This is a genomic window from Clostridium sp. TF11-13AC (genome assembly GCF_003481065.1).
Taxonomy (GTDB): Bacteria; Bacillota; Clostridia; order Lachnospirales; family Lachnospiraceae; genus Otoolea; species Otoolea fessa.
Genome location: NZ_QUKJ01000001.1, coordinates 13,713 through 25,792 on the forward strand (window position 1 = coordinate 13,713; position 12,080 = coordinate 25,792).

Here is a 12,080-nt window from a genome sequence, read left to right on the forward strand (position 1 = left end):
TCTAAGAATGGTAAAAAGCCAGTTTTTATATCTTTGGTGTATTAAGAGAGATATAGAACTGGCTTTTTATTTCATAGAAAAATGTGTCCTATGAAACAAAATACGCTCCGCGAGGATGCACAGTGATTTTGTATGGAATATGTCAGCTTCGCTGACCAGAATCACGCGCCAGGTCTCACGGACGGTTCACTGGTCTGTGGATATTTTGATATGGGGATGTTTTAAAATCATAAAAGGGAATGCGGATGATTCGGTGCAGGGCGGAATGAAGGAAAAAACAGCCAGAACAGTACGCCAGCGGTTAAGGTCAGGCAAATTTCCATGGCACTGTTGATGATTCCCGATAAAATCCAGCTGTCCAGACAGAAAACACAAGAAATCCAGAGAAGCAGGAGGCAGAGGCGCCCACGGGCAGCAGGAGAATCCAAAGAGTGAGTCAATTTGCTGAAAAAGGCAGTATGGGAGTTTGTTTGGGAATAACGGGCAGGAGCTGGGGACGAAAGATAGAACTGCAAGCTTAAATAAAACAGATTATAAAGAAATAACAGTGCAGCCGCCAGCGCCAGAAGCGTGTGAAGGATAGCACAGACTGGGAGGTGCTCCGGAGTATAGGGCAGCAGGGCAGCGGCAGTGAGGAGAAGCAGGCAGCATTTTGCCTGGCGGGGGCGGTACAGGGAGAGTTGGGAGTAGAAAAAGCCGCCGCAGAGCAGGCACCAGAGAAAAAATTCCCCGCGCCGGTGCAGTGCAATGCTGATGCTGGAAAAATTGGAGGAAAACAGATTGCTTCCGCGTGTGAGTGAGAAACTAAAAAAAGGGAGGAGAACGAACGTAAATATCCATCGAATCATGAGGATAGTGTGGGAAAATGGGGCGGAAAAGATACTGGAAAGAAGAGACAGAAATAGTTGACGGAATTGCTGTTTATGTAATAGTATTATTATTTAGGAAAGATGAATTATATGTTTGATTAAGAAGGATAATACAAAACTATGATAAATTTACCAGCAGCATTTACTGAACGAATGAAACAGATGCTTGGCAGGGAGTACGATGCGTTTATCGCCAGTTATGATAAGGAGCGCTCACAGGGGCTGCGCGTGAACGGACTGAAAGCGGATCCGGCTGAATTTGCTAAGACGGCTCCATTTTCTCTGAATCCGGTTGCGTGGGCGGCGGAGGGATTCGCTTATGGGGCGGAGGATCGTCCGGGGCGTCATCCGTACCACGATGCGGGCGTTTACTATATTCAGGAGCCGAGCGCGATGATTGCGGCTTCGCTTTTAAACCCGCAGCCGGGGGAAATGATTCTGGATCTCTGTGCGGCACCGGGCGGAAAATCGACGCAGGCGGCGGCGAGACTGGGCGGAGAAGGACTTCTGGTGAGCAATGAGATCCATCCGGCGCGTGCAAAGATTCTCTCGCAGAATATCGAGCGCATGGGAATCCGGAATGCGGTTGTGACAAATGAAGATTCCGGGCGGCTGACGAAGTATTTTCCGGCATTTTTTGATGGGATCATCGTGGATGCACCGTGTTCCGGCGAGGGAATGTTCCGCAAGGATGAGACGGCGGTCACGGAATGGAGCCCGGAGAATGTGCGTCTCTGTGCTGGGCGGCAGCAGGAGATTCTTGAAAATGCGGCGATGATGCTGAAACCGGGCGGACGGCTGGTGTACTCCACCTGTACTTTTGCGCCGGAGGAGGACGAGCAGGCGATCGGACGTTTCTTAGAGGCACATCCAGAGTTTGCGCTAGAGGAAACGCCGGACTATCCGGGACTTTCGCACGGCGTTCCAGCCTGGGGGGCGGGCGTGACGGATGGAATCGAGAAAACGGTCCGTATCTGGCCGCACCGGACCGAGGGAGAAGGCCATTATGCGGCACTTCTTCGAAAAACGGGCGAGCCGGAGAGTGTGAAGCGTAAATATCCGGCTTCGATGAAGGACAAGAAGCTTCTGGCAATCTATGAGGATTTCTGCAAAGAGATATTTATTGAGCCGAAGAAATGGACAGCGGACAGTACGATGACGATGTTTGGCGATCAGCTTTACCGGACGCCGGAGGAGATGGTCGATTTTAAGGGGCTGCGGGTGCTTCGCCCGGGGCTTCAGATGGGAGAATTTAAGAAAAACCGTTTTGAGCCGTCCCACGCGCTGGCACTTGCCCTGCATCCATCGGAGGTAAAACAGAACGTGAACCTGTCTGCCGACGCGCCGGAGACGGCGGCATACCTGCGCGGCGAGACGATCCAGCTTTCTGAGGAAGACGCCGGAAAAGGCTGGTGCCTTGTGAGTGTGGACGGGTATTCGCTCGGATGGGGCAAGAAGAGCGGCGGGACGCTGAAAAACCATTATCCGAAGGGACTGCGGAAGCAGTATTAATAGAAGAAGGAAAAATCCTCCGGCATCGGAGCCGTAAACTCCATTGCTTCCCCTGTGATCGGATGCCGGAATGCCACCGTATAGGAGTGAAGCGCCTGCCGTCCGATGAAGCGGTAATCCGGGTTGTATAGAAAATCCCCTAAAAGTGGGTGCCCGATGGCTTTCATGTGGACCCGGATCTGGTGGGTGCGCCCCGTTTCCAGGCGAAGCCGGACGAGGGAGCAGCCGAGATCGTCCCGGTAATCGAGACACCGGTAATGGGTGACGGCGTGTTCCCCATGATCCATATCGATGCAGCGTTCGATGGTGGAACCATCTTTTCGGGCGATCGGCAGATCGATGGTGCCGGATTCTTCTGGTTTACCGGCAACAATCGCGAGATATTCACGGCGTATCTCTTTTTTTGCAGTCATGGCGGAGAGAAATGCGCCGCTTATTTTATGTTTGGCGATCAGCAGAAGACCGGTGGTGTCGCGGTCTAAGCGGTTCACGGCACGGAACACGAAATGTTCGCCGCGCGAGGCAAACCGGTACGCGAGGGCGTTTGCCAGCGTATTTTCATGGTGTCCCTGGGACGGGTGGACAGGCATTCCGGTGGCTTTGTTGAGTATTATGAGATCTTCGTCTTCATATACTATATCGATCGGAAGATTGACCGGAAGAATATCTGAAGAAACGGGTTCGTCCGGGAGAAAGAGCGTCAGGGTGTCTCCGATCTGAAGCGGTGTATTCAGCCAGGACGGTGTTCCGTTCAGGCAGATCTGCTCAGGGTTCTGTTTGAGCTCGATGAGGATGCGGCGGGAATATCCGGCATCGCGGAGGAAGGCGCCGATGGTGTCAGCTTTGTTTTTATTTGTAATAGTGTATGATAATGTCCGTTTCATTTAGGGAACCTCTTTGTAATCATTGTGATGCCAATAAGGATAACATAAAAGCAAGGAGGCTGCAATCTCATAGTATTTTTTGAAGGATTCTCGAAACCCTATTGACTTGCGATCAAAAACCTAGTATCATTACTAATAAGTAAGGCTGTTTTTATTCAAATTACTTATAGGTAGAACTAATAAATACAATGCAGAGAAAAGGAGAATGAACGATGGCAAAAGTAGGAATTGTAATGGGAAGCGATTCGGACATGCCGATCATGGCACAGGCAGCAGATTTTCTGGACAAGATGGGGATTGATTATGAAATGACAATCATTTCTGCACACCGTGAGCCAGACATCTTTTTTAACTATGCAAAATCCGCTGAGGAGAAAGGCTTTAAGGTTATCATTGCAGGTGCTGGTAAGGCAGCGCATCTGCCGGGTATGTGCGCGGCACTGTTTCCGATGCCGGTGATCGGTATTCCGATGAAAACCTCGGATTTAGGCGGAGTTGATTCTCTGTATTCGATCGTACAGATGCCGTCCGGTATTCCGGTTGCGACGGTAGCGATCAACGGCGGCAAGAATGCGGGTATTCTGGCAGCCAAGATTCTGGCAACTTCCGATCCGGAGCTTTTAGCAAAATTAAAAGCATACTCTGAGGAGATGAAGAACGAAGTGGTCGGTAAGGATGAGGAATTACAGAAACTGGGACATAAAGAGTATCTGGCACAGAAATAAATATTAAAAATATAAACAAGGACATACGGAGGAAAACCATGGATTACAAGAATTCCGGAGTAGATATTGAGGCTGGTTATAAGTCGGTAGAACTGATGAAAGAGCATGTAAAGAAAACGATGCGTGAGGAAGTGCTGGGAGGTCTGGGCGGCTTTGCCGGTGCATTCTCCCTGGCAAAGATTAAAGAGATGGAAGATCCGGTTCTCTTATCTGGTACGGACGGCTGTGGTACCAAGGTAAAACTGGCGATCATCATGGACAAGCATGACACGATCGGTATCGACGCGGTTGCGATGTGTGTCAACGACATTGCATGTGCAGGCGGCGAGCCGCTGTTTTTCCTGGACTATATTGCCTGCGGCAAGAACTATCCGGAAAAGATCGCGGATATCGTAAAAGGCGTTGCAGAAGGCTGCTTACAGTCGGAGGCAGCTCTGATCGGCGGCGAGACAGCTGAGCATCCGGGGCTGATGCCGGAGGAAGATTATGATCTGGCTGGTTTTGCTGTCGGCGTGGTTGATAAAAAAGACATGATTACCGGCGAAAACCTGAAACCGGGTGATGTACTGATCGGTATGGCATCCGCCGGCGTTCACAGCAATGGTTTCTCCCTGGTCCGCAAGGTATTTGAGAAGGAACTCAACAAAGAGGGACTGGAGACCTACTATGAGGAGTTGGGAACCACGCTTGGCGAGGCACTTCTGGCACCGACCCGTATCTATGTAAAGGCGCTGAAAGCAGTGAAGAATGCAGGCGTGACTGTGAAAGCGTGCAGCCATATCACAGGCGGCGGCTTCTATGAGAATGTTCCGCGTATGCTGAAAGACGGTGTCCGCGCAGTCATCAAGAAAGACAGCTATCAGATTCCGCCGATCTTTGGTATGCTGGCGAAGAAAGGCGATATCGAGGAACACATGATGTACAATACCTACAACATGGGTATCGGCATGGTTGTAGCAGTCGATGCGGCTGATGCAGAGCGTGCGATGGAGGCGATGAAGTCCGCTGGCGATACACCGTACATCATCGGTTCTATTGAGGCAGGAGAAAAGGGAGTAACATTATGCTAAGAGTCGTTGTAATGGTGTCTGGCGGCGGTACAAATCTGCAGGCAATCCTGGATGCGGTTGATAACGGCAAGATCACGAACGCAGAGGTTGCAGCGGTTATCAGCAACAATGAGGGCGTTTATGCGATTGAGCGTGCGAAAAAACACGGTGTCCCGGCATTTGTTGTGACTCCGAAGGCGTATGAGACGCGAGATGCATTCGATGAGGCGCTTTTAGAGACCGTCAAGGCGTGTAAGCCGGATCTCATCGTTCTGGCTGGATTTCTTGTGAAGATTCCGGCGGCGATGATCGAGGCATACAGAAATAAAATTATCAATATCCACCCGTCCCTGATTCCGTCCTTCTGTGGCGTCGGCTATTATGGACTGAAGGTGCATGAGGCGGCACTGGCGCGCGGCGTCAAGGTGACGGGCGCGACGGTTCACTATGTGGATGAGGGAACCGATACTGGTCCGATCCTCTTCCAGAAAGCCGTAGAGGTGCAGCCGGATGATACGCCGAAGACGCTGCAGCAGCGCGTGATGGAACAGGCAGAGTGGGTACTGCTTCCGCAGGCGATCGATGCGATTGCAAACGGAAGAATATAAGGAGAAGAACATGAAAGTTTTAATCGTTGGCAGCGGCGGACGTGAGCATGCGATCGCATGGAAAGTGGCTCAGAGTCCGAAGGTAGATAAAATTTATTGTGCACCGGGCAATGCAGGAATCTCAGAGTATGCAGAGTGTGTGCCGATCAGTGCAATGGAATTTGATAAGCTGGCGGCATTTGCGAAAGAGCATGAGGTTGATCTGACCGTGATTGGCATGGACGATCCGCTGGTCGGCGGTATCGTGGATGTGTTCGAGGCACAGGGACTGCGTGTATTTGGACCGAGAAAAAATGCGGCGATTCTGGAAGGATCGAAGGCATTTTCCAAGGATCTGATGAAGAAATACAACATTCCGACCGCAGCCTATGAGACTTTTACCGATCCGCACAAGGCGCTGGAATACTTACAGACCGCTAAGATGCCGATCGTTTTGAAAGCAGATGGTCTGGCACTTGGAAAAGGTGTTCTGATCTGCAATACTTTAGAGGAAGCAGAGGCAGGCGTCAAGGAGATCATGGAGGACAAGAAGTTTGGTTCTGCCGGCAATCAGATGGTCATCGAGGAGTTCATGACAGGACGCGAGGTTTCTGTCCTTTCCTTCGTCGATGGCGATACGATCCGCATTATGACCTCCTCCCAGGACCACAAGCGGGCGCTGGACGGCGATCAGGGCTTAAATACAGGCGGTATGGGAACCTTCTCGCCAAGCCCGTTCTACACAAAAGAAGTAGACGAATTCTGCAAAAAGTACATCTATCAGCCGTCGGTTGACGCGATGAAGAAGGAAGGACGTACCTTCAAGGGCATCATTTTCTTTGGTTTGATGCTGACCGAAGATGGTCCGAAGGTGCTGGAATACAATGCGCGTTTCGGCGATCCGGAGACACAGGTTGTCCTGCCGCGCATGAAGAACGATATCGTGGAAGTCTTTGAGGCATGTATCGACGGAACCCTGGATCAGATTGAGCTTGAATTTGAGGACAATGCGGCAGTTTGTGTTGTTCTGGCGTCGGATGGTTATCCGGTGAAATATGAAAAAGGTTTCAAGATTCACGGTCTGGAGAAATTCAAAGACACGGACGGTTACTATGTATTCCACGCGGGCACGAAGTTCGATGAGGACGGCGACATCGTGACAAACGGCGGTCGAGTGCTGGGCGTTACTGCAAAGGGCAAAGACCTGAAAGAGGCGCGCGCCAACGCATACAAGGCGACCGAGTGGATCAATTTCGCTAACAAATATATGCGCCATGATATCGGGCATGCGATTGATGAGGCGTAAGGGAAGCGGAAGGTAGTAGATTCCTATTTAGAAAAGAAACGGGGATATCAGATTTGAACGTCTGATATCCCTGTTTTTGTCTGGATGTTGGAAAAAAATGCTTTTGAAAAACATATTAAAAACATTCAATCGTGATATAATAGAAAGAAAAGATGATCTGTTTTCATGCAATTAAAAGGAGGACAACGCAATGGCTAATAAATATGCAGGAACCCAGACGGAAAAGAACCTGAGGGAGGCTTTTTCCGGCGAATCACAGGCGAGAAATAAATATACCTATTTTGCATCCAAGGCAAAAAAAGAGGGATTTGAGCAGATTTCCGCCCTTTTTTTAAAGACCGCAGATAATGAGAAAGAACACGCAAAGATGTGGTTTAAGGAATTAGACGGCCTGGGAAATACCGCAGAGAATCTGGCATCTGCTGCAGACGGCGAGAATTATGAGTGGACAGATATGTATGATGGATTTGCCAAGACGGCTGAGGAAGAGGGCTTTCCGGAGCTGGCAGCGAAATTCCGTATGGTAGCGGAGATCGAAAAACATCATGAAGAGCGCTACCGTGCCCTGCTTCACAATGTGGAAGCGCAGGAAGTATTTAAGAAGAGCGAAGTGAAGGTATGGGAATGCCGCAACTGCGGTCATATCGTAGTAGGCGAGAAAGCACCGGAAGTTTGTCCGGTATGCGCGCATCCGCAGGCTTATTTCGAGGTTCATGCGGAGAATTACTAAATCTGGGGACTCAATCGTGGAAGCAGATGCCTTTTGTGGGAATGTGAGACGCAAGAGGTAGTTCTGGATTTGGTATGTGATTGAGTATAAGTAATGTGAGTTAGAGTGGATATGCCATGGACGGCGAGGATCTGATGGATTTGCTGGTCAGTCAGCTGGGGCACTTTCGAAAACGACGAGACGCCAGCTGAGGGTGCTGCCGATTCCTTATTGTGTATAAAAAAGGAAGATGCATCATATAAAAGATACGAAAAATAAGCAGGCTGTTTTGGATCGATTCGTATGAGATCGTCTTTTTTATCATTCGCACCAGATGTTTCGAAGGAACAATGCCAGGCAGAGCATTGGATCGATATAGAAAATGTGTCAGAATCAGTAAAAATGACGCCGGAAGAAATTGAAAATTTGAATGCACGGATTTTACGGACATATGGAACGGAAATGCATGATTTGAAAAATGAAGCCTTTGCCAAAGAAGAGAGAGTTGTTTATGATAAATGGTGTGGAAATTTCTTATCATTTGGGATACAGGGGATAAATTGGACTGTGCGTGATGCTCAAAATTCCGTGGATAAAAATGTTCATATCAAATATGGAATCGCGACTTCACAGGGGTTGATCAAACAGTTTCCGATGGAGACTTTTTTAGCCGATGAGGAGGATCCATCCGATCCGGAGTGGGATGAGGCAGCACTTTGTCTCTGTATGGTCGGGGAACCGCTTTTGATTTTGGGTTCGGTGCAGGAGGAGAGTTATCTGTATGTCCGGAATGAATGCAGCGAGGGCTGGATATCGGCAGAGTCGGTGGCAGTCTGTCGGAACCGGGCGGAATGGCTGATGGCGGCATTTCCGATCCATCCGTTAGTAGTGACAGGGGACATGGTCTGGCTGGAAGCAAGTGCGGTCTATCCGGGAACCAGTGCATACCGGCTTCGGATGGGTACGGTGTTGGAATTGTGCGTGGAAGAAGGAATCCCAGAGATAAAAGAAACAATAGAAACAAACAGAATAAAAGGGACAGGAGCGCTAATAGAGACAACAGAAGCACAGGCAGAACAGAGGGTACAGAACAGACTGTCTTGGAATAATTACATCGTCTGGCTTCCATGCCGCGCTCCGGATGGCAGTTTCTTCCGGCAAAAAGGATTGATTCCAATGAGCCGGGACGTATCGGTGGGATATTTGAGCTTGACAAATGAGGAGATTATTAAACAGGCGTTCAAGTGTCTGGGAGACCGCTACGGCTGGGGCGGAATGCTGGAGAGCCGGGATTGTTCTTCCTATATCCGGGAAGTGTACCGCTGTTTTGGATGGATCCTGCCTCGCAATACGACCGGGCAGTTGCAGATGCCAGTTCGAAAAATAGAGCTGGCGGGGCGGCGCTGCTCAGAAAAAAAGCAGATTTTAAAAGTATTAGAACCGGGCACACTTCTATATTTTCCGGGACATGTGATGATGTATCTGGGATATGAGAATGGCAATTTTTATGTCATAAACGATGTGAGCAGGCTGGTGAAAGAAGGAGAAACGATGCCGGTGCGTGTACGATCGGTGATTGTCAACACGCTGGCAGTCAGGCGTCCCAATCTGCGGACTTGGATGGAGGAGCTGACGCTTGCTTTGATTCCTTGGGAAACATGAAACGTACAGCAGATAGAAAAAGGGAGAAAAAGAGAGATGAAGATAATTGTATGTGTGGATAATCAGAACGGCATGATGTTCAATCACAGACGGCAGAGCCAGGACCGCGTGCTTAGAAAGCGTATTATGGAGCTGACAGGTGGGAAAAAACTGTGGATGAATGCATACAGCCAGAAACAGTTTTTACAGGTGAATGGAAATATGCCGAAAGAACAGGAACAATCCGGGCAACTGGGGCAATCTGGGCAGATTCAGGCAGATGAAGCGTTTTTGGAAAAGGCGGGGCCGGGAGAGTACTGTTTTGTCGAGGACAAGGATGTTGTTCCGTATGAGAGCCGGATCGAAGAAGTGATTCTCTGTCATTGGAACCTGGATTATCCGGCAGATATGTATTTTAAGATGGATCTGGGCAGCTGGAAGCTGGCAGAAACGCAGGAATATGCGGGTTCCTCGCATGAGAAAATCACAGAAGAGCGGTATGTGCGCAGGTAAAAAATATACATAAAAAGTAAGTACAATATAAAAGAGTAAGAAAAACATAAAAAACAAGTCAAATATAAAAAAGAGCCGGTTCTGCACCTGAAAATCAGGCGCCAGAACGCACAAATCTACATGGCTCTGAAAGGGATAGGCTTAAACGGAAAGGCAGAAATTCATATGAGAAAATTGAAAATGTGGCTTCTGGGGCTGGCTGCAGCGGCGATGCTGTCTGTTTCAGCGTGCGCGCAGGAGATTCCAGAGGGAAGTCTGAATGGAAACGGAAGTGTCAGCGCGGAGGAAAATCAGGCGGAAAGTGCGGACGGAGATTCACAGGCGGTGTCATCGTCAGAAAATGGTGGAAACCGTGTATCTTCTGCTTCGGGAACGTCATTTAATCTGGCGGATGTACCGGCATATTCCGGTCAGCCGTATGTGGCGGTCAATGGAAATGTGCCGTATTTTACCGATGCGGACCTGACGGATGTATCATTTGAGAGTTACAGTGATTTGGACAGCCTGGGGCGCTGCGGCGTGGCATATGCTTCGGTTTCGCAGGACACGATGCCGACGGAGAAGCGCGGCTCGATCGGGGAAGTCAAGCCGACGGGCTGGCATACGGCGAAGTATGACAATGTGGATGGAAAGTATCTCTATAACCGTTGTCATCTGATCGGCTACCAGCTCACGGCGGAGAATGCTAATGTCAAAAACCTGATTACCGGAACCCGCTATCTGAACGTACAGGGAATGCTGCCATTTGAAAATCTGACAGCCGATTATGTGAAAGAAACCGGAAACCATGTCATGTACCGCGTAACGCCGGTTTTTGAGGGCAATAATCTGGTTTCCTCCGGCGTCCTGATGGAGGCGGAATCCGTCGAGGATCAGGGCGAGGGAGTGCTGTTCTGCGTATACGTCTATAATGTCCAGCCTGGTATTGCGATCGATTATGCGACAGGAGAAAGCTGGGCGGACGGTTCTGGAAGTGCGGGAAGCACAGCCGGACAGGGAACGGCTGGAAATGGCAGCAGCCAGAATCAATCGGCTGGATCGGGAGCAGCTGGTTCGTCGGGAGGCGGCGCTGGATCCTCTGGAAGCAGTGCGACGGTTCAGACCTACATTCTCAATACCAACTCGAAAAAATTTCATCTTCCAAGCTGCACATCTGTCACCCAGATGAAGGCGGCAAACCGGCAGGAATTTACCGGTACGCGCGATGAAGTGATTGCAGAGGGATATGAACCATGTAAGAACTGCAATCCCTGATAAAACAGGGATGCAAAGTGTCTCGTTTGTGCTGTGTATGGAAAGAATCGGATGAGAACACGGTTAAGGAAGTTTCAAGAAGAAGCAATTCCTTAAAGAAAAGTTATAAGAGAAATTTTCCGCTTACGATACGCCCCCGGTGTACATCCGGTCAGGCGTTTGAAACAGGAAGAATAGTAGCTTTGTGTTGTAAAGCCGGAGCTTTGGGCAATTTCCGCGATAGATAGGCGGGAGTTGTTCAAAAGCTCCTGGCTTTTTTTGATCCGGTATTCAAGGAGATACTGGAAAATCGTGATGCCAGTCATCCGTTTGAAAAAACGTTCACATTCTTCCGGACAGAGGCAGACTGCGTCAGAGATCTCGCGCAGGGTGGTTTTCTGCGAGTAATGCGCCTGCAAGTAGTGGAAAATCTCTTTCAGGCGGCTGTTGGCGGCAGAAGTATCGCCGCGTTTATTGAACGTGGATTCGTCTTGACGGAGAAAGCGCCAGGCGATGATCCAGAGGGAAAACAGGATACCATATACCTGAAACGAGCTTTCAGGTGTGTGATTCTCTGAAAGCTGTAAAATACGGCAGATGGAGTCCGTCAGCAGAGAACCGTCGGGTGTGAGGGCGTCAAACTGGAAAAAAGACAAGGTTTCCTCATTCAAAAGGGGCAGAACCATCGCATCCGACAAAGCAGCCCCGCTGGCAGCAGTCAGAAGCGCCGGGGAAAAATTGATGCAGTAGTAGGAGGAATCCGGAGTCAATGGCAAAGCGCTGTGGACGAGCCGTCGGTTTAAAAAAATACCGCAGCCGGACGAAATCGGGAATCTGGAACCAGGCGTCTGAAAACAGACCTCGCCGCGCTCGACCAGGCAGAACTGGAAATCTTCATGCCAGTGCCAGCTCACAAGCTGATAAGACGGATCGGAAAAGTCGGTTCGGTACACCGAAACCGGAAAATCCGGGAAAATACGAATCAGGTTTTCCTCCCGGTCAGAATTTATGGAAAGATAGTTTGTAATCATAATAACCTCAATATAATGAAA

At 49.5% G+C, this 12,080-nt stretch carries 12 protein-coding genes; 10 read left to right on the top strand and 2 right to left on the bottom strand.

Annotation, left to right across the window (positions count from 1 at the left end; all coding sequences use genetic code 11):
• Positions 1–572 precede the first annotated feature (572 nt).
• Positions 573–800: a hypothetical protein gene (locus DXD12_RS00070; protein ID WP_118636925.1), complete on the top strand. Its 228-nt coding sequence runs from the start codon at positions 573–575 to the stop codon at positions 798–800.
• Positions 801–989: 189 nt separating this feature from the next.
• Positions 990–2,381, top strand: a complete 1,392-nt coding sequence (locus DXD12_RS00075; protein WP_182456997.1) for an RsmF rRNA methyltransferase first C-terminal domain-containing protein — start codon at positions 990–992, stop codon at positions 2,379–2,381.
• Here DXD12_RS00075 and DXD12_RS00080 read toward each other — a convergent pair.
• Positions 2,378–3,265 (bottom strand): RluA family pseudouridine synthase, encoded by an 888-nt coding sequence (locus DXD12_RS00080; protein ID WP_118293609.1) that lies wholly within the window; start codon positions 3,263–3,265, stop codon positions 2,378–2,380. The genes DXD12_RS00075 and DXD12_RS00080 overlap by 4 nt on opposite strands.
• 212 nt (positions 3,266–3,477) lie before the next feature.
• Here DXD12_RS00080 and purE point away from each other — a divergent pair, with 212 nt between their 5' ends.
• The 8 genes from purE to DXD12_RS00120 all read left to right on the top strand — a co-directional run bounded on the left by purE (position 3,478) and on the right by DXD12_RS00120 (position 11,049).
• Positions 3,478–3,990, top strand: a complete 513-nt coding sequence (gene purE, locus DXD12_RS00085; protein ID WP_118636927.1) for a 5-(carboxyamino)imidazole ribonucleotide mutase — start codon at positions 3,478–3,480, stop codon at positions 3,988–3,990.
• Positions 3,991–4,028: 38 nt separating this feature from the next.
• A complete protein-coding gene (gene purM / locus DXD12_RS00090) occupies positions 4,029–5,060 on the top strand; it encodes a phosphoribosylformylglycinamidine cyclo-ligase (protein ID WP_118636929.1) in 1,032 nt (343 codons plus the stop codon).
• Positions 5,054–5,647 (top strand): phosphoribosylglycinamide formyltransferase, encoded by a 594-nt coding sequence (gene purN, locus DXD12_RS00095; protein WP_107000366.1) that lies wholly within the window; start codon positions 5,054–5,056, stop codon positions 5,645–5,647. Before purM ends, purN begins: the two co-directional genes overlap by 7 nt.
• Positions 5,648–5,657: 10 nt before the next feature.
• Positions 5,658–6,932: a phosphoribosylamine--glycine ligase gene (purD, locus tag DXD12_RS00100; protein ID WP_118636931.1), complete on the top strand. Its 1,275-nt coding sequence runs from the start codon at positions 5,658–5,660 to the stop codon at positions 6,930–6,932.
• Between the two features lie 190 nt (positions 6,933–7,122).
• Positions 7,123–7,662 (top strand): rubrerythrin, encoded by a 540-nt coding sequence (gene rbr, locus DXD12_RS00105; protein WP_107000364.1) that lies wholly within the window; start codon positions 7,123–7,125, stop codon positions 7,660–7,662.
• Positions 7,663–8,208: 546 nt separating this feature from the next.
• Positions 8,209–9,303, top strand: coding sequence for an NlpC/P60 family protein (locus DXD12_RS00110; RefSeq protein WP_181986231.1), 1,095 nt, complete (start codon positions 8,209–8,211; stop codon positions 9,301–9,303).
• Positions 9,304–9,339: 36 nt separating this feature from the next.
• The gene (locus tag DXD12_RS00115) at positions 9,340–9,795 is read left to right on the top strand and encodes a ribonuclease Z (protein WP_118636935.1); all 456 of its coding nucleotides are present in this window, start codon (positions 9,340–9,342) and stop codon (positions 9,793–9,795) included.
• 165 nt (positions 9,796–9,960) lie between these two features.
• Positions 9,961–11,049: a DNA/RNA non-specific endonuclease gene (locus DXD12_RS00120; RefSeq protein WP_118637485.1), complete on the top strand. Its 1,089-nt coding sequence runs from the start codon at positions 9,961–9,963 to the stop codon at positions 11,047–11,049.
• 92 nt (positions 11,050–11,141) lie between these two features.
• Here DXD12_RS00120 and DXD12_RS00125 read toward each other — a convergent pair whose 3' ends face one another.
• Positions 11,142–12,059, bottom strand: a complete 918-nt coding sequence (locus tag DXD12_RS00125; RefSeq protein WP_118570059.1) for an AraC family transcriptional regulator — start codon at positions 12,057–12,059, stop codon at positions 11,142–11,144.
• Positions 12,060–12,080: the final 21 nt, after the last annotated feature.